A 25,656-nucleotide genomic window follows, 5' to 3' on the forward strand; every position below is an offset into this window, starting at 1 on the left:
GCCGCCATGGACGTCCACCGCCCGCCGCGTCGCCCGCATGCCTGGTGGCTGTTCCTGGCCGTGTCGCAGTCGATCGTGTTCGCGATCTGGTGGCGTTATGGCTGGCGCATCGGACTGCCGGTACTACTGTTGTCGCACCTGCCGTTCGTGTGGGGCACGTTGTGGCCGCGATCGCGCCTGTTCGCGCCGGTGCTGGCACGATTGCCGACCGATGAGCCATGCGTGTGGCTGACCATCGACGATGGCCCGTCCGACGACACGCCGGCGTTGCTGGATATGCTCGAGGCGCACGGCGCGAAGGCGACCTTTTTCCTGGTCGGCGAACGCGCCGCGGCCCGGCCGCAACTGGTGCGCGAGATCGCGCGACGCGGACACGGCATCGGCAACCACAGCGCCACGCATCCATCGGCCTGGTTCTGGGCACTGGGGCCGCGGCGGATGCGCGCGGAAATCGAGCGTTGCCAAGCGGTTCTACAAGAACTCACCGATGTCACGCCGCGCTGGTTCCGCGCCGTGGTCGGCATGGCCAATCCATTCGTGTCGGCGCCGTTGCGCGACCTGAGCCTGGCGCGCGCGGCGTGGAGCACGCGCGGGTTCGACGCGGTCGACGGCGATCCTGCCGCCATCGTCGCGCGAATCGAACGCGGGCTGTCGCCGGGCGCGATCGTCCTGTTGCACGAAGGCGCGCGCCACGGGCGCAATGTCGAAACGATCGGATTGCTGCTGCAGCGGCTGGACGCGCTGGGTTATCGAACGGTGCTGCCGGAAGAGCTGGACTTCACGTCGATGCTGGTGGGCGCGGCGACGGAGCGTCGTCCCGTCTGAGCCATTCGATGCGGCGGCACGACATCCTCTGCAAGCGAGCGAAGCGTGTTTGCGATGGTTCATTCGCCGCGTGCGGCCACGATCAGCCAGTGGTTGAACGGCGTCCTGCCGTACAGCGGTGCGAATTCGACCTGCAGTCCCGCACCCTGCAGCGTATCGCGCAGGGCGTTCGCACTGGGGTAGTGCACCGGCAACGACTGCATCCAGCCGATCAGGTGTGCCATCCGGTCGGTGAGGCGGGTGGTGTTGTCGCGTCGGCTGCCGTCGTCCAGCGCCGCGCGTATCACCAGCCGCGCGCCGGGGTTGAGCATCGCGATCGCGGCTTCGAGCAGGCGCTGCTGCGCCAGCTGCGGCAGGTACTGCAGCACGTCCAGGATGGCGACGCTGCCCTGATGGGAAGGCAATGCGTGGGCGAGGTCGACGACCTCGAAACGCGCATCGTGCAATCCGACCCGGGCGGCGGCCACGCGGCCGCGCGCGATCTTGTCCGAATCGTTGTCGACGCCGTAATAGGCCAGGGCCTGGCCGTCGCGGCGCAGCGCATGCGCGAGCAGGCCCAGGCCGCAGCCGAGGTCGAGCACCGGCGCGCCGCTGCCGCGCAGCGCCTGCAGTACGCCCGGATACAGCGGATCGCTGGCCAGTTTTTCGCGCGTGTAGTAGTAATCGTAACGGTTGCCCCACCAGCGTGCCGGCAGGAACGCTCGCGCGATGTCGCTGGCGTGCTGGCGCGGAAACGGAAGCGTCGCGCTGTTCATGCCGCCAGCAGCCTGCGGGCGGTTGGCAGCGCCAGTCGCGTCCATTCGGCGTACATCGCCTCCGATGGATGCAGGCCGTCGTCGGCCAGCATCGCGCCGTCGCCGTCGTGCTCGCGACTGGCCGTGGTGATGTCGACGAAAGCGACGCCGTGCTGCGCGCAGATGTCCCGCGCCGCGGCGTTGTAGGCATCCAGTTCGCGCGCAACCTGGCGCAGGTCGCGCGCCGAATCGCGGCCATAGCGCGTCGCGCCCCAGTCCGGAATCGACATCACCAGCACGCGATCTGCGCGGCCGCCAGCGAACCCGATAGCGCGCCGCAGCAAGGCGGCGAACCGTTCGCGGTATTGCCCGAGTTCACGTCCCCGGTACTGGTCGTTGACGCCGATCAGCAGGCTGACGAGGTCGTAATCGCAGGGCGGCTGTGCGGCATCGATCGCGGCATCGAGTTCGTCGGTGGTCCAGCCGGTGGTGGCGACGATGTGCGGCTCGGCGAGTGCGATGCCCTCACTGCCTAGGGCGCGTGCCAGTTGCAGTGGCCAACGGCCATCCTCCGCCACGCCCTCGCCGATGGTGTAGCTGTCGCCGAGGGCCAGGTAAGTGCTTGTTCGCGCGTGATCGGTCATGCGTGCCTTGGGTGGCTTTCAGGCGACTGCCGCATGCGTGGTGTCCATCGCGCGCCGCGACAGCACGCGGTCGATGCGTGCGAACACTTCGCGCATCTGCTCCGGTTCCGGCAGCAGTGTCACCCGGAAATGGTTGCGATAGGGCACGTTGAAACTGGAACCGGGCACGATCAGCACGTCCTCGCTTTCCAGCATCTCCAGCGCGAAGGCGTGATCGTCGAAGCCGACGCCGGCCGTGCCGACCACGGCCGGGAAACCATACAGCGCGCCCTGTGGCGCGACCAGCTGCAGGTGTTCGCTGGCCGTGCAGCATTCGATCAACGCGCGGCGCGCTTCGTACAGGCGGCCACCGGGTTCGCACAGCGCGGTGATGGTGTCGTGGCCGTGCAACGCCGCTTCGATCGCGAACTGGCCCGGCACGTTGGCGCACAGGCGCAGCGCGCCGAGCAGGTCCATCGCATGGTGATAGTCGCCGCAGGCCAGCGGATCGCCGGATAGCACGGCCCAGCCGACGCGCCAGCCGCAGGCGCGATGCACTTTCGACAGGCCGCCGAACGACAGGCACGGCAGGTCGCCGGCCAGCGGTGCGATCGGTTCGAAGGCATGGCCGTCGTAGAGGATGCCGTCGTAGATCTCGTCGGCCATCAACAGCAGGCCGTGCTTCTGCGCGATCGCGACGATGCGCTCCAGCAGCGCGCGCGGATAGGCGGCGCCAGTGGGATTGTTCGGATTGATCAGCACGATCGCGCGGGTGCGCGAGGACACCAGCGATTCCATCTGCTCGGGATCGGGCAGGAAGCCGTTGTCCGGATCGCAGCGGTAATAGACCGGACGGCCATCGTTGAGGATGGTCGCGGCGGACCACAACGGATAGTCGGGCGAGGGCAGCAGCACTTCGTCGCCGGGATTGAGCAAGGCGCGCAGCGAGATGTCGATCAGCTCGCTGACGCCGTTACCGATGAACACGCGCTCCGGCGCCGCGTTCGGCGTGCCGCGGGCCTTGTGGAAGGCGGCGATCGCCTCGCGCGCCTGCGGCAGGCCCTGCTGGTGGGTGTAGGGATCGGTGCCGGCGATGTGGTCGGCGATGGCGCGCTGCAGGTGCTCGGGCGCGCGGAAGCCGAACGCACCCGGATTGCCGATGTTGAGCTTGATCAGGGTGCGGCCCTGGCCTTCGAGCTCGCGGGCCCGCCGGGCCAGTTCGCCGCGGATTTCGTAGCGGACTTCGGACAGGCGTTGGCGCGTGGGCAGCGTGGGCGGGGACATCGGACGGGAGGCGGCAGAAGGGCTGGTCAGACTAGCCGAAACCGCAGCGGCGTTCGACTCGCATAGAATCCGGGCATGCAGATGCTTCCGCGAACATGACTCCGCTGCGTGCGATCGGCTGGCCGCGCAGCGGCAATGCTCCGTCCGACGGAATGCCGCCGCGCGCCGCCGCGCGCCGCGCGTCCTGCCGGGCAATGGGGGCAGGATCATGACGCCGCTGCGTGCAATCGGCTGGCCATTCGATGGTCCCGTCACCGACCCGGACTGGCTGTCGCCGATCGCGGCGCATCCGCAGGCGCGGCCGGCGCGGGTGATCGAGCAGCATCGTTCCGGCTATGTGGTCGCCGAGGGGCCGGACGACGGCGCGCGAGTCGAATCGCCGCCGGACTGGCAGCGTCCGCGTTTTCCGGCACAGGATCGCGCCGCAGTCGGCGACTGGGTGCTGGTCGCCGGTGGGGCCATCGTCGCGCTGCTGCCGCGCCGCAGCGGGATCAAGCGCGGCGCCGCCGGCGAGCACTACAAGCAGCAGGTGATCGCGGCCAACATCGACACCGTGTTCGTGGTCTGCGGCCTGGATGCCGACTTCAACCCGCGCCGCATCGAACGCTACCTGCTGCTGGTGCGCAGCGGCGGCAGCGAACCGGTGGTGGTGCTGACCAAGGCCGACAAGGCGATCGAAGCCGAGGCCTCGTCCGTCGACTCGGCGATGGCCGCGCTGGTCGACCTGGCCGCGCAGGACGTCGCGGTGCGCGCGGTCAACGCCAAGGACCGCGACAGCGTCGCCGCACTGGAGCCGTGGCTGCAGCCCGGGCGGACCGTGGTGCTGGTCGGTTCCTCCGGTGCCGGCAAGTCGACGCTGACCAACACGCTGCTGGGCAGCGAGCGGATGAAGACCAGCGACGTGCGCGTGTCAGATTCGCGCGGCCGCCACACGACCACACATCGCACTCTGATCGCGCTGCCGTCCGGTGCCTGCCTGATCGACACGCCCGGCATGCGCGAACTCAAGCCCACTGGCGAAGAGGACCTCGCCGACGGCGGCTTCGCCGACATCGAGGCCTTGGGCGAACAGTGCAAGTTCCGCGACTGCCAGCACGGACGCGAACCCGGCTGCGCGGTGCGCGCGGCGCTGGAAGCGGGCAGGCTGGATCCGGATCGCTACGCGCATTATCTGAAGCTGCGCGACGAGGTCGCCGACGCCGCCGACAAGCTGGCCACGCGGCTGGCGCAGAAGGCCGATAAGCGCGTGCTCAGCAAGGCCCTGAACAAGCGCCTGGACGACAAATATGGCAAGCATTGAAGGCGCACTACTTCGCTTTCAGCCCTTGTTCCTGGCGCTCATCGCGGCGTTCGCCGCAATGACCGCACGCGCGCCATGAGTGCCATCACGCACGACATCGCCCACCACGCCGCGCTCGACGCGCGCATGGTCGTCGCGGTGCGCGAGCTGAAACTGCTGGGCCTGGTCAGCTGGCCGGCGCACCTGCAACCGCCATTCCTCGAAGCATTCGCGCGTGGCCAGCCGGTGTTGCCACGGGTGGAATACCCGAAGCTGGATTTTTCCGAGGCGCGGCGCGAACTGGCGGCGATCATCGCGGCCGCCGATCCCGCGCATCCGCTCGGGCGTTACCTGGTCGAGTCGGCGCAGAGCTGGTCGATCGCCGCGCAATTGCTCGAAGCGCTTGGCACCCACGCGGTCACCACGCACTCGCTGAGCCTGTTCGGTGGTCCGGAAGAGCACCTGCCCGGCAACGGTCCGACCACGCGCGAGGCGGCGCGGCATTTCATCGACATCGCCAGCGAACTGGATCGAGAGCTGCTGGCGCCGTCGGAACAGGTCGCGATCTCGGCCACGGCGCTGTCCCTGCAGCTGCAGTCCGACCTCGACGACTTCTTCGACCAGCGCATGATCGAAGTGGTGATGGACCCGGAACTGATCGCCAAGGCCGCCGCCGGGGCGACCCGCATCCGCCTGCGCGCCGGCGCCTCGTTCAGCGATTACGACCGCCACCAGCTGTTGCAGCACGAAGCATTCGTGCACTCGCTGACCGCGCTCAACGGTCGTGAACAACCGCATCTGGCGAGCCTGGCGCTGTCGTCCCCGCGCACCACGGCGACCCAGGAAGGGCTGGCGACGTTCGCCGAGCAGATCACCGGCAGCATCGACATCGAGCGCATGAAGCGGATGAGCCTGCGCATCGAGGCGGTGGCGATGGCGATGGATGGCGCCGATTTCATCGAGGTGTTCCGCTATTTCCTCGATGCCGGGCAGAACGAGGTCGAAAGCTTCGCCTCCGCGCAGCGCGTGTACCGCGGTGTGCCGGTGACCGGCGGTGCCGCGTTCACCAAGGACGCGGTGTACCTGCGTGGTTTGATCGGCGTGCACACTTTTTTCCGCTGGGCGCTGCGCCAGCGCAAGCTGCGCCTGTGCCGGCTGCTGTTCGCCGGCAAGATGACCCTGGCCGACGTGCAGCGCTTCGAGCCGCTGTTCGATGCCGGCGTGATCCATCCGCCGCGCTGGCTGCCGCAATGGGTATCGCGCGCCAACGGTCTGGCCGGGATGCTGGCGTTCTCGCTGTTCGCCAACCGCATACGCCTGGACCAGGTCGAGACCGAATCGCCGCTGCTGGAGCTCTAGCGGAGTGGGATGAGATGGCCATCGGCTTCGATCACGTATTCGGCTGTCTCGCCATCGCCCACCAGCCGCACGCGTTCGCCGATAGCGACACCTTGATACTCGGGAATGTCATGTGTCAGCCGCCGGAATATCCAGTCCTTGGCGCCGTCGCCGATCCGCAGGCGCAGCGGTGTGGCGGCACGGTGATGCTCCACCGCATCTGCCAGTGCAGGCGAGAATACGGACTGAACCCGTCCGACCTGGTACATACGCAACATGACCACGGCCCCGTGCAGGACCACTAGCGTCGCGAACACGGTGATGGCGAAGCGGCCGACGCGGGTAGTGTGTGGCCATGCCGCCGCGATGCACATCGCGGTCACCGCGGCGAATCCATAGGCGTACTGGTTCCAACTGCTGGCCATCGGAAGTACCGGTGCCAGCGCAGCGATTCCGCCGAACAGGAACAACGCCAGCAGGCGGTTGCCTGCCTGCCACAATGCAAAGCACATTCCCAACCATAACAACGTGGCGATCACGAGCGGCCAGCCAAAGCCACGACGGAAGGTGGTGAAAACCTCCAGCAACGGAAAGATCGGTGGGAACAACTGATATTCGAGCCAACGCAGCGGCACGTTCGCGAGGCCGATCGTGTACTGCGCGCCTTCGCGCGGCATGTACAACAGCACTTCCAGGCGCAGGGCCAGATAAAATGCCGCTATCGTGCCAGAGGCGATCGCCACGACCAACCAGCGCGGCTTGCGCTCATCGAACCACCAAGCCACTGCCAGCAAAGCGGGGATCGCTAAAGCCGCTTCTTTGCTGAGCAGGCCGCATGCGGTCCATAACGCTACCCAGACAGCAGCGGCGATGTGGCTGCGCGCCAGTTGCGTGCCCAATACCGCGAGCAGGGCGCAACTCAGCCAGAGCAGGTCGCCCAACGTGCCGATCCAGCCATGGGTGTAGGCCGCATACGGCCCAAGCGCGAACGCGGCCGCACCGAACGCGGCGGGCCACGCCTGCATGCCGAAACGGCGGCCAGCGGTGTACAGCAGCACCGCGTTGACTGACCCCCAGGCCACCAGCAGTGCATGAAACAACTGCGGCGTGTCGAACAGGCCATGTGAAAGCCACAGCCACAGATTGAAGGTCAGCGGCCGGTATTGGAATACGTCCAGATCGAACCAGCCCACGGTGGTGCCGCGTTGGGCAAAGGCAGCCCACTGCAGTTCGTCGTGGCTGAAGTAGCCCGGATTGAACAGCAGCGGCCACTGCGCCAGCAGCACGACGGCAAAGACGCCGGCCGGCAGCCACCAACCGCGGGAAGAGCGTCGTGCGGCCGCCGCCATCGTGTCCGTATTCATCGCCATATTGTCGGGCACGGTCGGATCGGCGCCAATGCCCGGTGGATGCCAGCTACACCTGCGGTTCGCGCACTTGGCGCAGCGTCGACGCCAGCATCGCGATGAACTGTGCGGCGGCCTTCGAAGGCGGGCGGTCCTCGAGGTGGACGCACTCGACCTTGAAGCGGATCGGTGTCTCGAAGGGGCGGAAAGCGGTGGTTGCATCGACGCTGGCGCGCGCCGTGAATTCGTCGACCACCGCCATGCCGGCACCGCAACGGGTCAGGGCGGCGGCGATGTAGAAAGTCTGGTTCGAAACGACCTCGCGGATGGCGATGTCCTGGCGCTGGACCTCGCGGGCGAACAGGTCGCCGACCGGCCCGCCCGTGGTCAGGCCGACCACGTCCTGGCCGTCGAGCAGGCGCAGCGGCACCGTCGCGTCCGCATCCGGCAGGCGGGCCTTCTGGAACAGCAGCATCAACTCGCCACTGCCCAACTCGCGCCGCTGCATGCGCGGATGCAGCAGCGGATCGTAGGCCACCGCGATGTCGCAGGAACGTTCGTACAGCGCCTCGAACAGGTTGTCGTGGTGCAAGGTCTGCACGTCGAAAGTGACTTCGGGGTGGCGCTCGCGGAAACGCGCGATTGCCAGCGGCGCCACCTGCAGGCCCAGTGAGGGCACCACGGCCAGCCGGATGTGGCTGCCGCCGAGGTTTCTGAGGTTGCCGACCGTCTTCTGCAGCGAGGTCAGCCGCTTGAAGATCTCGGCGACCTCGATGAACAGTGCGTGGGCCTCGTCGGTGGCCACCAGGCGGCCACGCACGAGGGTGAACAGCTGCAGTCCCAACTGGTCCTGCGTGTGGTGCAGGACCTTGCTGACCGAGGGCTGCGACACGTGCAGCGCGCGCGCGGCGGCGCTGATCGATCCCGTCGTGTAGACGGCATGGAACACTTCGATCTGTCGGAAACGCATGCGTCGATCCTAGGCGCAGCCGGTGCGCATGGCCAGCGGCGTGGACGCGGAAAAGCGGCTCAATGCCAGAAGTTGATGAAGCCGGTGATGATCAGCGCATTGGTGAAGTCGATGAAGAACGCGCCCACCAGCGGCGCCACCAGGAATGCGCGCGGCGCCATGCCGTAACGTTCGACGAGGGTGCGCATCACCGCCATCGCATTGGCGGTGGTGCCGAGCATGAAGCCGATGAAGCCGCCGCCCATCACCGCCGCGTCGTAGTCGCGGCCCATCACCCGGAACACCACGCCACAGAACAGCGCCACCAGCACCACCTGCAGTCCCAGATTGACCAGCAGCGGCAAGGCCAGGCCGGCCAGTTCCCACAGTTTCAGGTTCATCAGCGCCACCGACAGGAACAGCGCCAGGCAGACGTTGCCGATCAGGTCGGTGGTCGGCACCGACAGGCCGATCCAGCCGCTGCGGTCGTCGATGTTGCGGATGAGTGCACCGACCAGCATCGCGCCGACGTAGGCCGGCAGGGTGAGGCCAGCCGCGGCGAGGCCGGCGCTGACCCAGGAGCCCAGCCACATCGCCACCAGGATCACGACGATGCTTTTCAACGCGCCGAACTCGCGCGCAGCCTCGTCCGGCATCGCCGCCACGACGGCATCCGGCGCCGGCTCGGGCAGGTTCGCGGCCTGCGACCTGAGTCCGAAACGGCGGATCAGCAGCGTGACCACCGGGCCGCCGATCAGGCCGCCGCAGACGATGCCGGCCATCGCCGAGGCCACCGCGACCGATTCGGCACCGGCCACACCGGCCTCCTCGAACAGCGGCGCGAACGCCAGCCCGGTTGCCGGACCGCCGGTCAGCGTGGTCGATCCGGCCAGCACCCCGAACAGCGGATGCAGGCCGAATGCCGTCGCCACCGCGATGCCGAGCAGGTTCTGCACCACCGCAAAGCCGGTGGCCAGGGCGAGGAATATCAGCACCTGGCGGCCGCTGATCCGCAGCAGCGCGACGCTGGCGTTGACGCCGATGGTGGTGAAGAACGCGATCATCAGCGGGTTCTGCAGGCCGGTGTCCAGCTTGAAGAGCACCGTGCCCTGCGCATGCGCGAACAGCACGAGCAGGGCCACCAGCAGGCCGCCGACCACCGGCGCCGGCAGGTTGTAGCGGGAAAACACCGGGATCGCGCGACACAGCGCATAGCCGGCGAAAAGCGTGAGGCCGCCCAGGGCCAGCGTCTGTACCGCGTCGAGTTCGAGCATGCGTCATGATCCCCGATTCGTGGCGGCGCGTGCAGTGGCCGATGACCGTTGCGTGCCGCGGGTCAGCCGTGGCAATGCACGGCTGGCCGGCTTCTGGACCAAGAACGCCTTGGCCGCTCGTTCGAAACCTGGCAAACCCGCTCAGCCGGCGAAGCTGGCCTGCAACCGGTCGACGATCCGCGACACACCCATCGTCACTGGATCCTCCGCCGGTACGCCCAGTGCTTCCTCGACTTCGCGGCAGGCGCGCGCCGCCGCCTCGGGTGCCAGCCGCGAAGTGTTCAGCGCCACGCCCGCCACGATCACCTCCGGACTGGTCAGGCGCGCGGCCTGCAGGTTGGCTTCCAGGCACGCGGCCAGCGCGGGCAGCGGGTAGTCGCGCAGTCCGCGCATGTGCGGCCGGTCCGGCTCGTGGCACAGCACCAGTGCGTCGGGCTGCGCGCCATGCAGCAGCCCCAGCGACACGCCGGCGTAGGACGGATGGAACAGCGAGCCCTGGCCTTCGATCAGGTCCCAGCCGCCATCGTCGCGCGCAGGCGACAGCCACTCGATGCCGCCGGAAATGAAGTCGGCGACCACCGCGTCGATCGGTATCCCGCTGCCGGCGATGAAGATGCCGGTCTGCCCGGTCGCACGGAAGTCGGCGCGCAGGCCGCGGCGGTGCATTTCCTGTTCCAGCGCCAGCGTCGTGTACATCTTGCCGACCGAACAGTCGGTGCCCACCGTTAGCAGCCGGCGACCGGCACGGCGGCCACCGTTGCCGACCGGCGTCTTCGGCGCTTCGCGCGCATCGAACAGGAAACGGCCGTTGCGCTCGGCGGCGGCGACGATGCGCGGATGCGCGCTCAACCGCTCGTGCAACCCCGAGGCCACGTTCATGCCGGCGTCGAGTGCGGCGATCATGTGGTCGACCATGTGCGCGTCCATGCGACCGCCGGCGTTGGCGACGCCGACGATCATGGTGTTGGCACCCGCGGCGCGCGCCTGCGCGAAATCCAGGTCAGCCAGCCCAAGCGTGGCCCTGCAGTCCACGTCCCGGTACTGGCCGACACACCAGCCGGGGCGCCAATGCGCCAGCCCGCGCGCGGTCTTGGCCGCGAGGTCGTCGGCGGCATTGCCCAGGTACAGCAGGAACGGCGGCGGCCAACGGCTGGCGTGGCCAGCCTGTTCGGGAAGGGGGTCGAGCCGGGACATCGGTGGGCGGTTCCTCGAGTGGGTGACTGCGGTCGGGATCGACAGCGAGCCGAAGGTTGCGTTGCGTAGGCCACCTTATGCGGCCGAGCGGGTTTCGGCCATTGACCAGACGCAGGTCATGCATAGCCGCGGGTTATGCATGGGGTCGGCATCACGAATCCGATCAGGCACGTCGTGCGTGACGTGCACCGACGGCAGGCGTCGCGGCTCGTCCGCACCCGTGGTCGAAGCGCTATCGTGGTTTGTCAATCCATCGAGGCCGATGGGCCCATATTGGAAACCGCTAGAATCAACGGCCCGACAACGGCAACAGCGATGATGTCCGACACCCCGTCCAACGACGATTTCAAGCAGGCCGCGCTCGACTACCACCGGTTGTCGCCACCGGGCAAGATCAAGGTGGTGCCGACCAAGGCGATGGTCACCCAGCGCGACCTGGCGCTGGCCTACTCGCCAGGCGTGGCTTTTGCGTGCGAGGCGATCGTCGCCGACCCCAATGCCGCCAGCGAACTGACCGCGCGCGGCAACCTCGTCGCGGTGATCAGCAATGGCACCGCGGTGCTCGGCCTCGGCGACATCGGTCCGCTGGCCGGCAAGCCGGTGATGGAAGGCAAGGGCGTGCTTTTCCAGAAATTCGCCGGCATCGACGTGTTCGACATCGAGATCGACGAGCGCGACCCCGACAGGCTGGTCGACATCATCGCCAGCCTGGAGCCGACCTTCGGCGGCATCAACCTCGAGGACATCAAGGCGCCGGAATGCTTCATCGTCGAGCGCAAGCTGCGTGAGCGGATGAACATCCCCGTCTTCCACGACGACCAGCACGGCACCGCGATCATCGTCGGCGCCGCCGTGCTCAACGCGCTGGAAGTGGCCGGCAAGAAGATCGAGGACGTCAAGCTCGCCACCGCCGGCGCCGGCGCCGCCGGCATCGCCTGCCTGGACATGCTGGTGGCGCTGGGCATGAAGCCGGAAAACATCCTGGCCGTGGACCGCGATGGCGTGCTCTACACCGGCCGCGACCACATGGACCCGGACAAGCAGCGCTACGCGCGCGACACCGACAAGCGCAGCCTCGCCGAGATCATCGATGGCGCCGACATCTTCCTGGGCCTGTCCGCCGGCGGCGTGCTGAAGCCGGAAATGGTGGCGGCGATGGCGCCGCAACCGATCATCCTGGCGCTGGCCAACCCGTATCCGGAAATCCTGCCGGAAGACGCGCAGGCGGTGCGCCCGGACTGCATCATCGCCACCGGCCGTTCCGACTATCCCAACCAGGTCAACAACGCGCTTTGCTTCCCGTACATCTTTCGTGGCGCGCTCGATGCCGGCGCGACCGAGATCAACGAGGCGATGAAGCTGGCCTGCGTGCGCGCCATCGCCAAGCTGGCGCGGATGGAATCATCGGACCTGGGCAGCGCCTACGGCGGCGACGTGCCGACCTTCGGCCGCGACTACATCATTCCGCGACCGTTCGACCCGCGCCTGCTGATGATGCTGGCGCCGTGCGTGGCGCAGGCGGCGATGGACTCGGGTATCGCGCTGCGGCCGATCATGGACATGGATGCCTATCGCGAGAAACTCGGCCAGTTCATCTACCGTACCGGCCTGCTGATGAAGCCGGTCTACGATCGCGCCCGCGCCGACAAGCAGCGGGTGGTTTACGCCGAAGGTGAAGAGGAAACGGTGCTGCGCGCGGTGCAGACCGTGATCGACGACCAGCTGGCCACGCCGATCCTCATCGGTCGCCCGGACGTGATCGAGGCGCGCATCGAGCGCCTCGGCCTGCGCATGCGCGCCGGCGTCGATTTCGAGCTCACCAACATCAACGACGACCCGCGCTTCAACGACTACTGGCAGTACTACCACTCGCTCACCGAACGCCGTGGCGTGACCCCGGCAGCAGCCAAGAACCTGCTGCGCTCGCGGCCGACGCTGATCGCCGCGATCATGGTCCAGCGCGGCGAGGCCGACGCGCTGATCAGCGGCCTGGTTGGCCGCTTCCACAAGAAGCTCGGCTACCTGCGTAGCGTGATCCCGCTGGATCATGGCGTCCAGAGCACCTCGGCGATGACCGGCGTGATCAACCACCTGGGCGCGTGGTTCTTCCTCGACACGCACGTGCAGGTCGACCCGACCGCCGAGCAGATCGCCGAGGCGACGTTGCAGGCCAGTTACCGGCTCAAGCTGTTCGGCATCGAGCCGAAGGTGGCGCTGTTGTCGCACTCCAACTTCGGCAGCCACGACAATCCCAGCGCCGCCAAGATGCGGCGCGTGCGCGAGATCCTGAAGACGCGTGCGCCGCGCCTGGATATGGATGGCGAGATGCAGGGCGACACCGCCTGGGACGAAATGCTGCGCCAGCGCATGTTTCCCAACACCACCCTGACCGGCCGCGCCAACCTGTTCGTGATGCCCAACCTGGACGCGGCCAACATCACCTACAACATGGTGCGGGTGATGACCGACGGCGTGGCCATCGGCCCGATCCTGATGGGCGTCTCGCTGCCGGCGCACATCCTGACCCCGGCCTCGACCGCGCGCCGGATCATCAACATGACCGCGATCGCCGCGGTCGAGGCACAGATCCGCAAGCTGCAGCGCGAAGCCGGCGAGGCCAGCGGGCGGTTGATGCGGGACGAGCCGGGTTGATTGGCTTGCGTCTTGTTTTGTGGTCATATCCGGACGTATTCCAGGTCACGGCGATGACTGCGAATGTCCGGGGGAGCAGCTGCGTGAACTTCAAGATGCCGAGACCTGCATGCCTGTCCTGAACCTGATCGCATGGGACAACGGCGTCGGCCTTTCCCGCGACCTGCGCCTGCTTGCGACCGCGCTGGAAAAAGCAGGTTATGACGTGCGGCTCAGTCCCGTGGGCAGGGGCAAGTTGCGCAAATGGTCTCGTCCCCTGCGGATGCACCTGCGCCTTACCCGGGAGCGGCTGATGGGTGGCAGGGAGCATTATCCCTACGACGCCAACATCATGCTGGAGCACATCCGTACCGAGGACATTCCGTTCGCCCGCCGCAATTTCTTCGTACCCAATCCGGAATGGTGCCTGTGGTCCGACGTGTCGCTGCTGCCGCGCGTGGATGCGGTACTGACCAAGACCCGGCATGCGGAGACGATGTTCAGCGAGCACGGCCATCGCGTCGCGCATGTCGGCTTCACCAGTGAGGATCGCTACGATCCATCCGTTGCACGCGACCGCTGTTTCTTCCACCTGGCCGGACGCAGCCAGAACAAGGGTACGCAGCGCCTGCTCGAGCTATGGCGCAAACATCCCGAGTGGCCGCGCCTGACCGTAGTGCAGAACCCGCGCGAGGCCAAGCTGATCGAACCGGCCGTGGCCAACATCGACCACCGCGTGGACTACATCGACGATGCCGAGTTGCGTCGCCTGCAGAATGCCCACTGGTTCCACCTGTGCCCGTCGGAAACGGAAGGCTTCGGCCACTACCTGGTGGAGGCGATGAGCGTGGCCGCGGTCGCGATCACCACCGACGCCGCGCCGATGAACGAACTGGTCCAAGCCAATCGTGGCGTGCTGGTAGATTATGCGTCCACCGGGATCCAGCATCTGGCGACCACCTATTTCTTCGACGAGAGCGTGCTTGAAGCGCGGGTCGAGCAGCTGCTGGCGCTATCGGATGACGAGCTGAAGCAGATCGGACGTGCGGCACGCGACTGGTTCCTGGCCAATGATCGCGGCTTCAGCCGACGCCTGCGCGATGCACTGGAGCCGCTGCTCAGTTGACGGTGGCCGCGTCGCGCAGGTCGGGCAACGGCAGCCTATACTCATCGATGTATTGATTGATGCCCAGTTCGCAGCGCGTCGTTGCGTGGCGTATCGTTTCCTGCAGTACCCGGTTGTTGGGCAGCGACAAGTCCTCCGGATCGACCGGTGCGCGCGAGTCGTGCAGCAGATGCACGGCCAGCCCCGCGAACTTCAAGCGTCGCCGCCGCACGTTCGCGTTGCGCAGGCGCGCGTCGATCTCCAGGTCCTCGCTGCCGTAACCTTCCATGCGCTCATCGAAACCGTTGACACGGATCAGGTCCGCGCGCCAGAAACTCATGTTGCAACTCATCACGGTCACGCCGGCATGTGCCGAGCGCGCCTTGTGCCGGGCCATCCAGGGCCAGCGCAGGGAATGGCGTCGTTCGTCGCCATGCGTCGCGGTGAAATCCACCGGCATCCAGGGCGCGAACGACGGTCGTTCTCCGGCCAGCAGGCGCCGGGTGTAGTCCGCGGTGGCCTGCAGGCGGCCGCCCTGCAGGAAGCTGCCGGTTTCGGACAGCGCCAGGTGATCGGCGATGAAATCGGGGTGCAGCACCATGTCGCCGTCGATGCAGACCACGTAATCGCCGCGACTTGCGGCGATGGCGCGGTTGCGGATGCTCGCGGCGCGGAAGCCGAGATCCTGCTGCCACACGTGTCGCAGCGCGGTCGGGAAATCCCGGGCCCGCGCCAGCAGCAGGTCGCGGGTGTCCTCGCGTGAGCCGTCGTCGGCCACGATGACTTCGTCGGGCAGCCGGGTCTGCCGGCGCACGCTAGCCAGCACCGCGGCCAGGGCCTGCTTCCAGTTGTAGGTGGTGACCAGCAGGCTGCAGCGCATCGTCAACCCGCGCCACGTGCGCGTGTCACGTGCGCATCCAGGCCACGTTCGCAGCGAATCGCCTGCGTCGCAAGGACACGATTGAACAGGCGATCGTTGGGCAGTACTTCGGTCGGGGGTATGCCATCAGGCCAGCGCATGTCGTGCCAGAGATGGATCGCAAGGCCGGCGAAGCGCAGCGGACGACGCACCACGCCCGCGTGCTTGAGTCGCCAGGCGAGATCGTCATCCTCGCGGCCCCAGCCCTCGTAGTCATCGTCGAAACCGTTGACCTTGTCTAGGTCGCTGCGCCACACGCCCATGTTGCAGCTCATCACCTGGCCACCGTCGGCGGTGCGCGCCTTGCGCCGTGCCAGCCACGGCAGGCGCAGCGCGTGCTTGGCCTTGAAATGACCGGGCATCAACGGCGAGAAGCGGGGCTTGCCGCCCGCGAGCAAGCGCGCCGATTCCGCGGGTGCACTGTTCAGCCTGCCGCCCTGCAGGAAGATGCCAGGACGGATCAGCGCCAGATGGTCGGCGACGAACTGCGGGTGCAGGATCATGTCACCGTCGACGAAGATGACGTAGTCGCCCGAGCTTGTGGCGATGCCGAGGTTGCGCACGCGTGCCGCACGGAAGCCGGCATCCTCCTGCCAGACATGCCGTAACGGAACCGGGAAGCCGGGGGCCATCTCCCGCACCAGCGCCGCGGTGTCCTCGCGTGACCCGTCGTCGGCGACGATCACTTCCTGTGGCAACGTGCGTTGCGCGGCGATGCTTCGCAGGCAAAGGCCGAGCGCCTCCTTCCAGTTGTAGGTCGAAACGATCAGGCTGACGGTGGTCACTGCGGCTCGGATCGGGGGAGGGGCGTCGGATATTATCCGGCTGGAAGCCCGCGATGCCACGGGCCTTGCCGCATGTTGCAGGCGGTTCACGCAGGCTGTGCGAGGCGTCCTGTTCTGCAGGCCACCGCCACGTCTGCTCCAGGCAGATCCAGCCGGACTCCCACTGCCACGGTCAGAGCGACATGCCCCCCGAAGTTTCCGTCATCGTTCCCAACTACAACCATGCGCCCTACCTGGTGCAACGCATCGATTCGGTCCTCGCGCAGACCTGCCAGGACTTCGAGCTGATCCTGCTCGACGACTGCTCGACGGACGACAGCCGCACGCTGCTGGAGCGTTACCGCTCGCATCCCAAGGTGTCGCACCTGGTCTGCAACGAACAGAACAGCGGCAGCACCTTCAAACAGTGGGACAAGGGCATCGCGCTGGCGCAGGGCCGCTACATCTGGATCGCCGAAAGCGACGACTGGTGCGAGCCCACGTTCCTGGAAACCATGCTGGAAGGCATCCGGCAGGACGACGACTGCGTGCTCAGCTACTGCCAGGCGTATTTCGTCGGCCCGGAAGGCAGGCTCAACTGGCAGTCCCACCACGACCGGCTGTCCGAACTGGTGGAGGGCGGCGATTTCATCCGCCGCTACATGGCGCCGATCTCGATCTACAACGCCAGCATGGTGTTGTGGCGCAAGGACCGATACCCATCGATACCGCGGGATTTCACCAGATACCGCTTCTGCGGCGACTGGATGTTCTGGATCGCCCTGGCCCGGCTGGGCAAGGTGCACATCAGCGGCAAGCTGCTCGACTACTACCGCCAGCATCCGGACAACGTCAGCAGCGGTGTCTATCGCAGCGGATTGAATTTCGTCGAAGAGCTCGAAGTACTGAACTGGATGTTCTCCGAAGGCCTGATCGGCGACCGCGAATACACCCGCGTGTACAAGCAGAAGTTCCGCGAGTACTGGCCGCTGCGCGGGCGGATCGACCCGGCTCTGCGGCCCCGGATCGAAGCGCTGTTCCGGCGTCCGTCGTCGCCGGCCACGCCCACGCTGGCGATTCGGCTCGGCGCAATCTGGCACGACTTGCGCGGCCGTGGCCGGTCGCGCTGATGCTCAGGCGCGGAACAAGGGCGTTGCCGGTGGCGGATCGTTGCGGGCGCGGCGGATCTTGCGCATGCAGCGTTTGTGGAACTGCAGCACGTTGAACCAGGTGAAGCTGTTCCAAGGCGGCACCGAACGGCGGTACCGCCACATCACCCGCCACAACGGCCACGTGCGTTCCTCGACCGCGGCCAGCAGCGCCTGTTCCCAATCGTGCGCGGCGGCGCTGCCACGCCAGCCACTGGCGTGCAGCGCCCGGGCCAGGTAGAGCCGTTCGGCGATCCACTTGCGATGCGATGAACCCAGATACCCTTCGCGGCGCCATTTGCGCCGACTCATGTGTTGTCCGCTTTTCATTCCCAGCGCAGAGGTCGCGTCCACATGCCGACGGAAGCGGACCAGCGGCTGGTCGAGGTAGACCACCCCGCCATGCGCGGCCGCGCACATGCCGAGCCACCAGTCGTGGTAAAGCAGTTCCGGGGCCGGGCCAGCGAGCGGCAGGAGCTGGCGGCGGACCAGCAGCGCATGCCCGGACACCGTGTTCTGGAACACGAAGCGCAGGGGGTCCCGGCCCGAATGCATGATCAGGTCGTCCGACACGCGACGCCCCAGTCTTTCGCCGTGCTGGTCGATGTATTCGGAATCGCAGTAGGCCAGGTCGGCCGTGCCGATCGCCGTCAGCAGCCTCGCCAGCTTGCACGGATGCCAGATGTCGTCCTGGTCGCAGGGTGCGATGAATTCGCCCCTGCACAAGGCCATTGCGCGCTCGAAACTACGCAGGTGGCCAAGATTATGCGGATTGCTGTGGACCTGCACGCGCGCATCTCGCGCTGCATATTCCTGCAGCAGGACCAGGCTGCCGTCGCTGGAGGCATCGTCGACGGCCACGACCTCAAGCTGCACGTCCTGTTGCGCGAGTACTGAATCCAGTTGTTCGCGCAGGTGTCCTGCGCCGTTGTAGACGCACAGCGCCACGGACACCAAGGGGGCGGGAGTGGGGAGCATCGGCATTCCATGACCGAAAAACGCGGGGACGTGAATCGTAACCAGCTCCGCCGCCGCCAGCCCTGCGCCGCGCTGAACGACGTGCGCTCAGTCCTCGTCGCTGCCGCGCAGCACCTTCTGCTGCATCGCATCCAGATAGGCATCGGCTTCGGCCACCGAGGTGAACACCTCGGACATCGGTACTGCCCTGACGATGTCGAACACCTTGGCGATCTGCGGCTGCAGGTTGGCGACCAGCACCTTGCCGTCGCGCGCGGACAGGGCCTTGCGCGCCTTGAACACCGATCGGATGCCGGCCGAACTGATGTAGTCCAGGCCACTCAGGTCCAGCACCAGCGAACGGATGTCGGAGGCCAGCACCGGCGCCAGGCGACGGTCGAACTCGTCGTAGCTGTGCGTGTCCAGGCGGCCGGCCACGGCCACGCGCTGGCTGTCGCCGCGCGGCGGGTCGATGCTGATCTGCAGGTCCATGGCGATCTCCGGTGGTCAGTGCCCGAGGGCAGGATCGCGCAGCGTCACACGCAGCACGTTGTAGGGTTCTTCACGCGCGTAGCTCAGGCTCTGCGCCAGTTCGCGCACCAGGTGCAGGCCGAGGCCGCCGAGCGGGCGCTGGTCGATATCCGCGTCCAGCAGTGGCGGCGACACGGCGAGCGGATCGAACGGCCGGCCGTCGTCGCGGAATTCCATCGCCAAGGCACCGGGCCGGCGCTCGATCGCCACCAGCACCTCGCCCTGCGCGCCGGCGTCGTAGCCGTGCTCGACGACATTGCACGCCACTTCCTCGGCGACCAGGCGCACGTCATCGCGCAGTGCGCGGTCGACGCCCTGCGCCAGCAGCGCCGCGTCGATGGCATCGGCCAGTTCGCGAAGGTGCTCGCGCTGGTTCGGGATCGCGATCTGCAGATGCATGCTCAGGCGTTGTCCACCGGTACCGATGCGAAGCTTAGCGCCAGCACGGTCAGGTCGTCGGACTGCGGCGCCCCGCCAGCGAAGGCGTGCGCGGCCGCGACGATCCGCGCGCACAGCGTCGCCGGATCGGCGGCATCGCCCGCCACCTGCAGCAGCCGTTCGCTGCCGAAGGCCTGCAGGTCGACATCGAAGGCCTCGGTGATGCCGTCGGTGTAGGCGACCAGTGCGTCGCCCGGCCGCAGGCGGCCCTGCCAGCTGTCGTAGCGGACATCGGCTTCGAAGCCCAGCGGCGGGCCCGGTTCCAGCGCCAGGAACGCGGTGTCGCCATCGGCGCGGCGCAGCAGCGGTGGCTCGTGGCCGGCGCTGGCAAGGATCAGCTCGCCGCTGGCGAGGTCGACGACCCCGCACAGCACCGTCGCGAACATGCAGGTGTCGTTGTTCCCGGCCAGGCGCGCGGCGGCCTCGCGCAGCGCCTCCGCCGGCGTGCCGCCGCGACCGGCCGCCACTTCCAGCACGGTGATGCTGCGCGCCATGAACAGTGCCGCCGGCACGCCCTTGTCGGAGACGTCGCCGATCGCGAACCACAGCGCTGCGTCGCCGCGCTCGAAGAAACAGTAGAAGTCGCCGCCCACGGCCTTGGCCGGTTCCAGCACGGCCTGTGCCTGCAGGACGTGCGTGCCATGGCGGAGCATGCGATCGCCCGGCAGCATCGCGCGCTGGATGTCGCGCGCGATCGACAGTTCGCTGTCCAGCTTCTGTCGCGCCGTCGCCATCTCCTCGATCTGCGCCATCTGCGTACGGATCGAGCCACGCGCATGGTCGAACGCGCGCGCCATCAGCCCGACCTCGTCGTCGCGGCCGGTATGCGGCAGCGGCCGGTCGAACTCGCCGGCATCGAAATGCCGCGCCGATTCGGTCAGCGAGGCCAGCGGCCCGGTGATGCGGCGCGCGACCAGCTGCAACAGCAGCAGCATCAGCGCGATCGCGGCCAGGCCGCCGATGATCACGCCGCGCGTGGTCTGCCGCAGTTGTCCGAGTACATAGTTTTCGGACACCGACAGGCCCAGCGTCCAGCCGCTGTCGCCGATCGGCCGCACCAGCGCCAGGTGGGTGTCGCCGCTGCGTGGATCGGGATAGTCGAGTTCGGCGGCGCGGCGCGCGCGTGCCGCATCCAGCAACGGCTGCAGCGGGCGGTATCGCGGTTGTCTGGCCTGCTCGTCGGCGTGCGTGGTCATCTCCAGTTCGCGCCGCGGATGCAGCACGTACAGGCGTTCCGGGCTCAGCAGCAGGCGCTGGATCGGATCATTCTCGGCACCGGTGGCGACCAGTTCGCGCAGTCGCTGCACTGGCACGTCGAGGCTGACCATGCCCACGGGCGCCGCATCGGGCGTGCGCCGCAACGGCAGGTTGTAGGTGACGAAATATTCGCTGCCGGTGGCGTTGTTGCGATACGGCTCCGACCACCACGGTCGGCCGCCCTCGATGGTGCGCGGCCACCAGGGCTGATCGTGGTAGTCGTAGCCGGCGTAAAGCATCGGCTGCACGTAGTAGCCGTCGCCGTCGCGACGCACGTACCAGCTGTGACCGGGATCGCCGTCGGCCAGCGCGCCCGGCTCCAGGATCAGCATCGCGCCGGCGATGTCCGGATCACCTTCGACCGCCGCGCGCAGCACCGCGTCCAGTTCGCGTGGCGCCATCCCGATGCCGCGCACGCTCGCCGCCAATGTGCGCGCGCTGACCGTCACCGAGCCCAGTGTCGCTTCCAGCGTGCGCGCGCCCTGTTCGGCCAAGCCGCGCACTTCCTGCCGCGATTGCGCGACCAGCAGTTCGCGCAGGCTGGCGTAGATCAGCAGGGTGCCGGCCAGCAGCAGCAGCGCGGCACCGAGGCTGGTCCACAGCAGCAGGCGGGTGCGCAGGCTGCGATACCAGCGCACGCGGTCGTCGCCGCGGCCGTGGGCCGTATGCGCAGGCGTGCTGGCTGACGCGTCGCTGTGCTGCGACATCGGCTTCCCCGTTGGCTGCCCCTTGGCGACAGCATCCGGGGGTGGGTGGGTTGGTGCAAGCGGTGGGTGGGAGTTGCGGTCAAGCGTGCTGCTCTTCACTCTCCCCGCGAGCGTGTTGTTGCTCTCAGCCGTCATCCCGGCGTCCTTCGACAGGCTCAGGATGAGCGAGGGCGAGGATCCAGTGACTTGCACTTGCTGTCGGAGTTGCGACGCGTTTGCCGACCTTTTCAGGTCGGTCTTTCCGCCTGCTACCGCAGTCGGGTCACTTTCTCTTGAAGGGGCCAAGAGAAAGTAACCAAAGAGAAGGCCCTTCCCCGACAAGTCAATCCGGCAAGTGGGGAGTGGCACGCGATTTTCCGACTCGCCATCCATGGCTCGGTCGGAAAACGGCGCACATCCATGTGCGCCGCCCTTCGGGTCTATGGCGTGGCTCGGATCGCTGGTAGTTCGTGCCAAGGTCAACAGCCAACAGCAAAAAGCCGCAGCAAAGTCGAAGCAATCGGCAGACTGCTGAAGACAACCAAACGCTGCAATCAAATTTCAAGCGAGAACAAGAACCACGGCAACGAAGAAAGCGGTCCTGGATCAGCATCCATCGAGCGCAACGCTGCCAAGCCGGCTTCAGGCCCTTTCTTTGGTTACTTTCTTTGGGCCAACAAAGAAAGTGACCCGCACGCGGCAGCGCGCGGAAGCGCTTTACAACAGCCGCAGGCTGGTCAAAGCCGACCCGCAGGGTCGGGAACTTGCGTCGTTGCCGCCAATCGCTCAGCTCTTGCCGCAACCGCAAAGGCTTCCGCCCGCTGCAGCGCGTCGGAATGGCCTTTCCAGCAGCCCATAAATAAGCAAGGGTAAAAACCATATCAAAATAACCCGGGTCAAACTAAAGTGTTATGGACCCCTGCTAGACTCACGGCTCTAAATGACCAACTAGTGCGGCCTGCGTGCCGCAGCGGAGCGCGACGATGAACTGGCTCGACCAAATCCTGCAGAACGATCCCGATCCGGCCGAGACCCAGGAGTGGATCGAGTCGATCAAGGCCGTCATCGACGCCCAGGGTCCGGAGCGCGCGCATCAGCTGCTCGAGGACATGGTCGAACTGACGCGCCGCGCCGGCGCGCATCTGCCGTTCGCGCCGACCACCGAATACATCAACACCATTCCCGCCGTGCAGGAGGCGAAATCGCCCGGCGATGCGGCGATGGAATGGCGCATCCGTTCGATCATCCGCTGGAACGCGATGGCGCTGGTCGTGCGCGCCAACCGCAAGCCCGGCGATCTCGGCGGCCACATCGCCAGCTTCGCTTCCGGCGCCACGCTCTACGACGTCGGCTTCAACCATTTCTGGCGCGCGCCCAGCGACGATCATCCCGGCGACCTGCTCTACATCCAGGGCCACAGTTCGCCCGGCATCTATGCGCGCTCCTTCCTCGAAGGCCGCATCAGCGAATCGCAGATGGACCACTTCCGCATGGAAGTCGACGGCCGTGGCATCAGCTCGTACCCGCATCCGTGGCTGATGCCCGATTACTGGCAGACGCCGACCGTGTCGATGGGCCTGGGCCCGATCGCCGCGATCTACCAGGCGCGCAACTGGAAATACCTCGAAGGCCGCGGCCTGATGCCGAAAACCGACCGTAAGGTCTGGTGCTTCCTCGGCGATGGCGAAACCGATGAGCCGGAAAGCCTCGGCGCGATCTCCGTCGCCGGTCGCGAAGGCCTCGACAACCTGATCTTCGTCGTCAACTGCAACCTGCAGCGTCTCGACGGCCCGGTGCGCGGCAACGGCAAGATCATCCAGGAACTGGAAGGCGCGTTCCGCGGCGCCGGCTGGAACGTGATCAAGAACATCTGGGGCAGCTACTGGGATCCGCTACTCGCCCGCGACACGCAGGGCATCCTCAAGCGCCTGATGATGGAAACCGTCGACGGCGAATACCAGAACTGCAAGGCTTTCGGCGGCGCTTACACGCGCGAGCATTTCTTCGGCAAATACCCGGAGACCGCGGCGATGGTCGCCAACCTGTCCGACGACGACATCTGGCGCCTCAACCGCGGCGGCCATGATCCGCACAAGGTCTACGCTTCGTATCACGCCGCGGTGAACACCGCCGGCCGACCGACCGTGATCCTGGCCAAGACCGTCAAGGGCTACGGCATGGGCGCGGCCGGCGAGTCGCTCAACCCGACCCATCAGGCCAAGAAGATGGACGACGACGACGTCCGCCTGTTTCGTGACCGTTTCCAGATCCCGGTCAGCGACGCCCAGCTCGCCGATCACCAGGTGCCGTTCTACCACCCCGGCGAGAAGTCACCGGAGGTCGAATACATGCACGAGCGCCGCAAGGCCCTCGGCGGCTATCTGCCGCAGCGCCGCCGCAAGTCCACGCAGTCGCTGCAGGTGCCGCCGCTGTCGACCTACGAGCGCCTGCTGAAGAGTTCCGGCGAGCGCGAGATCAGCACCACCATGGCGTTCGTGCAGACCCTCAACATCCTGCTGCGCGACAAGCAGGTCGGCCCGCGCTGCGTGCCGATCGTCGCCGACGAGGCGCGCACGTTCGGCATGGAAGGCATGTTCCGCCAGCTCGGCATCTATGCCCCGCAGGGCCAGAAGTACAAGCCGGTCGACGCCGACCAGCTGATGTACTACCGCGAGGACGCCGCAGGACAGGTGCTGGAGGAAGGCATCACCGAGGCCGGTGCGTTCGCCAGCTGGATGGCGGCCGCCACCAGCTACAGCACCAACGACCTGCAGATGCTGCCGTTCTACATCTACTACTCGATGTTCGGCTTCCAGCGCATCGGCGACATCGCCTGGCAGGCCGGCGACATGCGTTCGCGCGGCTTCCTGCTCGGCGGCACTTCCGGTCGCACCACCCTCAACGGCGAAGGCCTGCAGCACGAGGACGGCCACAGCCAGGTGCAGGCCGGCCTGATCCCCAACTGCCGCAGCTACGATCCCAGCTTCGGCTACGAAGTCGTGGTGATCCTGCAGCACGGCATGCAACGCATGCTCACCGAGCAGGTCGACGAGTACTACTACCTGACCCTGCTCAACGAGAACTACACCCACCCGGAAATGCCCGAAGGCAGCGCCGAACACATCATCAAGGGCATGTACCTGCTCAAGGACGCAGGCAAGGCCAAGAAGGGCGAACTGCGCGTGCAGCTGATGGGCTCGGGCTCGATCCTGCGCGAAGTCATCGCCGCTGCCGAACTGCTCGACAAGGACTTCGGCGTCAGCGCCGATCTGTGGTCCTGCCCCAGCTTCAACGAGCTGGCCCGCGACGGCATCGACGTCGAACGCTGGAACCGCCTCAATCCCGAGGCCAAGACCCCGCGCAAGGCCCACGTCACCCAGTTGCTGGAACCCCGCCAGGGCCCGGCCATCGTCGCCACCGACTACGTCCGCGCCTATCCCGAACAGATCCGCGCCTACGTCCCGACCCGTTACACCGTACTGGGCACCGACGGCTACGGCCGCTCCGACACCCGCGCCAACCTGCGCCGCCACTTCGAAGTCGACCGCCACCACATCGCCCACGCCGCCATCGCCGCACTGGCCGCCGATGGCAAGATGACTGCGAAAGATGTCGCCCGCGCGATCAAGCAGTACAAGATCGACGTGGAGAAGCCGAATCCGCTGGGGGCTTAGTTCTATTGAAGCCCTCTCCCGCTGGCGGAGATGATTGGTGAGGGGAAGGCGGCCATTGGTCGCCTTTTCTATTTCGGCAGGCCGCATCAGTTCTCGTAGGATGGGTTGAGCGCAGCGATACCCATCAACCACGCTCCCCAAACTTCTCGCCCACCCCGGCATCCCCACCCCAATCCAACGGCAATCGACCTTCCGCCACGTAACGATGGAACGTCGAATATGGCCAATCCACCGCGAGCACCACATGCCCATGCTTGACCGGGTTGTGGGGGATGTAATCGACATGGCGACGCAGGTCATCGTCATGTCGGACCAGATGTTCCCAATACCGTCGTTGCCAGATGCCGCGCTCGCCCTTGGCGATGCGGCTGGCGCGCCGCCGCTCTCCCTGCGGGGCATGGCGTGCGAACCAGGTCTTGATCAGCCGCCAGCGCAAGGCGTAATCGAAGTCGTCGTCGGGCAATGTCCACAACGCGTGGATATGTTCGGGCAACACCACCATGGCATCAATTGCAAAGGGATGGCGGACGCGTACGCAGCGCATTGCATTGCGCAGGTCGTCGATGCGATCGGTCAGCAGCGTCGTGTCGCGGTTAGCGAGGTTGACGGTGAAGAAATAGGTGGCGCCGGGAACGCTTGCGCGGCGGTAGTTGGTCATCCTTGACCTCATTGATTGTTACGCGATGATGGGTGTCGCTTT

Annotated in this window: 21 protein-coding genes; 7 read left to right on the top strand and 14 right to left on the bottom strand. The window is 66.8% G+C overall.

Features of this window, described 5'->3' with window-relative positions:
- Window positions 1-6 precede the first annotated feature (6 nt).
- Window positions 7-825, top strand: coding sequence for a polysaccharide deacetylase family protein (locus IP90_RS00990; protein WP_144897746.1), 819 nt, complete (start codon window positions 7-9; stop codon window positions 823-825).
- A 59-nt stretch (window positions 826-884) separates the two neighbouring features.
- On the opposite strand, the gene IP90_RS00995 is transcribed toward IP90_RS00990, so the two are convergent.
- The 3 genes from IP90_RS00995 to IP90_RS01005 are packed head-to-tail and all read right to left on the bottom strand — an operon-like array spanning window position 885 to window position 3,466.
- Window positions 885-1,580, bottom strand: coding sequence for a class I SAM-dependent methyltransferase (locus IP90_RS00995; RefSeq protein ID WP_144897748.1), 696 nt, complete (start codon window positions 1,578-1,580; stop codon window positions 885-887).
- On the bottom strand, window positions 1,577-2,203 hold the full coding sequence (locus IP90_RS01000; RefSeq protein WP_144897750.1) for an SGNH/GDSL hydrolase family protein: 627 nt from the start codon (window positions 2,201-2,203) through the stop codon (window positions 1,577-1,579). Before IP90_RS01000 ends, IP90_RS00995 begins: the two co-directional genes overlap by 4 nt.
- 18 nt (window positions 2,204-2,221) lie before the next feature.
- Window positions 2,222-3,466 carry an aminotransferase class I/II-fold pyridoxal phosphate-dependent enzyme gene (locus tag IP90_RS01005; protein WP_144897751.1) on the bottom strand — a complete coding sequence of 415 codons (1,245 nt, stop codon included), beginning with the start codon at window positions 3,464-3,466 and terminating at the stop codon, window positions 2,222-2,224.
- Window positions 3,467-3,674: 208 nt separating this feature from the next.
- Here IP90_RS01005 and rsgA point away from each other — a divergent pair, with 208 nt between their 5' ends.
- Both rsgA and IP90_RS01015 read left to right on the top strand, forming a co-directional pair.
- On the top strand, window positions 3,675-4,766 hold the full coding sequence (gene rsgA, locus IP90_RS01010; protein ID WP_144897753.1) for a ribosome small subunit-dependent GTPase A: 1,092 nt from the start codon (window positions 3,675-3,677) through the stop codon (window positions 4,764-4,766).
- Between the two features lie 75 nt (window positions 4,767-4,841).
- Complete coding sequence (locus IP90_RS01015; RefSeq protein WP_144897755.1) at window positions 4,842-6,104, top strand: flavohemoglobin expression-modulating QEGLA motif protein; 1,263 nt, start codon at window positions 4,842-4,844, stop codon at window positions 6,102-6,104.
- On the opposite strand, the gene IP90_RS01020 is transcribed toward IP90_RS01015, so the two are convergent.
- The 4 genes from IP90_RS01020 to dgcN form a co-directional block, all read right to left on the bottom strand.
- On the bottom strand, window positions 6,101-7,432 hold the full coding sequence (locus IP90_RS01020) for a hypothetical protein (protein WP_144897757.1): 1,332 nt from the start codon (window positions 7,430-7,432) through the stop codon (window positions 6,101-6,103). The genes IP90_RS01015 and IP90_RS01020 overlap by 4 nt on opposite strands.
- A 67-nt stretch (window positions 7,433-7,499) precedes the next feature.
- Entirely contained in the window at window positions 7,500-8,399 is a 900-nt protein-coding gene (locus IP90_RS01025; protein ID WP_144897758.1) for a LysR family transcriptional regulator, read from the bottom strand.
- A gap of 59 nt (window positions 8,400-8,458) precedes the next feature.
- Entirely contained in the window at window positions 8,459-9,652 is a 1,194-nt protein-coding gene (gene gltS / locus IP90_RS01030; protein WP_144897759.1) for a sodium/glutamate symporter, read from the bottom strand.
- A 141-nt stretch (window positions 9,653-9,793) separates the two neighbouring features.
- A complete protein-coding gene (gene dgcN / locus IP90_RS01035; RefSeq protein ID WP_144897760.1) occupies window positions 9,794-10,846 on the bottom strand; it encodes an N-acetyltransferase DgcN in 1,053 nt (350 codons plus the stop codon).
- Between the two features lie 318 nt (window positions 10,847-11,164).
- Here dgcN and IP90_RS01040 point away from each other — a divergent pair, with 318 nt between their 5' ends.
- Both IP90_RS01040 and IP90_RS01045 read left to right on the top strand, forming a co-directional pair.
- The gene (locus tag IP90_RS01040) at window positions 11,165-13,498 is read left to right on the top strand and encodes an NADP-dependent malic enzyme (protein ID WP_144897761.1); all 2,334 of its coding nucleotides are present in this window, start codon (window positions 11,165-11,167) and stop codon (window positions 13,496-13,498) included.
- 109 nt (window positions 13,499-13,607) lie between these two features.
- The gene (locus IP90_RS01045; protein WP_144897762.1) at window positions 13,608-14,603 is read left to right on the top strand and encodes a glycosyltransferase; all 996 of its coding nucleotides are present in this window, start codon (window positions 13,608-13,610) and stop codon (window positions 14,601-14,603) included.
- On the opposite strand, the gene IP90_RS01050 is transcribed toward IP90_RS01045, so the two are convergent.
- Window positions 14,596-15,462 carry a glycosyltransferase family 2 protein gene (locus IP90_RS01050; protein ID WP_144897763.1) on the bottom strand — a complete coding sequence of 289 codons (867 nt, stop codon included), beginning with the start codon at window positions 15,460-15,462 and terminating at the stop codon, window positions 14,596-14,598. The genes IP90_RS01045 and IP90_RS01050 overlap by 8 nt on opposite strands.
- A gap of 2 nt (window positions 15,463-15,464) precedes the next feature.
- A complete protein-coding gene (locus IP90_RS01055; RefSeq protein WP_144897764.1) occupies window positions 15,465-16,286 on the bottom strand; it encodes a glycosyltransferase family 2 protein in 822 nt (273 codons plus the stop codon).
- 182 nt (window positions 16,287-16,468) lie between these two features.
- Here IP90_RS01055 and IP90_RS01060 point away from each other — a divergent pair, with 182 nt between their 5' ends.
- On the top strand, window positions 16,469-17,395 hold the full coding sequence (locus tag IP90_RS01060; RefSeq protein WP_158635228.1) for a glycosyltransferase family 2 protein: 927 nt from the start codon (window positions 16,469-16,471) through the stop codon (window positions 17,393-17,395).
- A gap of 3 nt (window positions 17,396-17,398) precedes the next feature.
- On the opposite strand, the gene IP90_RS01065 is transcribed toward IP90_RS01060, so the two are convergent.
- From IP90_RS01065 to IP90_RS01080, 4 genes are all read right to left on the bottom strand, one after another.
- Window positions 17,399-18,391 (bottom strand): glycosyltransferase family 2 protein, encoded by a 993-nt coding sequence (locus IP90_RS01065; protein ID WP_158635229.1) that lies wholly within the window; start codon window positions 18,389-18,391, stop codon window positions 17,399-17,401.
- Window positions 18,392-18,478: 87 nt separating this feature from the next.
- A complete protein-coding gene (locus IP90_RS01070; RefSeq protein WP_144897767.1) occupies window positions 18,479-18,862 on the bottom strand; it encodes an STAS domain-containing protein in 384 nt (127 codons plus the stop codon).
- A 15-nt stretch (window positions 18,863-18,877) separates the two neighbouring features.
- Window positions 18,878-19,300 carry an ATP-binding protein gene (locus tag IP90_RS01075; protein ID WP_144897768.1) on the bottom strand — a complete coding sequence of 141 codons (423 nt, stop codon included), beginning with the start codon at window positions 19,298-19,300 and terminating at the stop codon, window positions 18,878-18,880.
- A gap of 2 nt (window positions 19,301-19,302) precedes the next feature.
- Window positions 19,303-21,303, bottom strand: coding sequence for a SpoIIE family protein phosphatase (locus tag IP90_RS01080; RefSeq protein ID WP_242007437.1), 2,001 nt, complete (start codon window positions 21,301-21,303; stop codon window positions 19,303-19,305).
- A gap of 962 nt (window positions 21,304-22,265) precedes the next feature.
- Here IP90_RS01080 and aceE point away from each other — a divergent pair.
- Window positions 22,266-24,956 carry a pyruvate dehydrogenase (acetyl-transferring), homodimeric type gene (aceE, locus tag IP90_RS01085; RefSeq protein WP_144897769.1) on the top strand — a complete coding sequence of 897 codons (2,691 nt, stop codon included), beginning with the start codon at window positions 22,266-22,268 and terminating at the stop codon, window positions 24,954-24,956.
- A gap of 124 nt (window positions 24,957-25,080) precedes the next feature.
- Here the strand turns inward: aceE and IP90_RS01090 are convergent, their stop codons facing one another.
- On the bottom strand, window positions 25,081-25,614 hold the full coding sequence (locus IP90_RS01090; RefSeq protein ID WP_144897770.1) for an REP-associated tyrosine transposase: 534 nt from the start codon (window positions 25,612-25,614) through the stop codon (window positions 25,081-25,083).
- Between the last annotated feature and the right edge of the window lie 42 nt (window positions 25,615-25,656).

This window comes from Luteimonas cucumeris, from assembly GCF_007830035.1.
Lineage (GTDB): Bacteria > Pseudomonadota > Gammaproteobacteria > Xanthomonadales > Xanthomonadaceae > Luteimonas_C > Luteimonas_C cucumeris.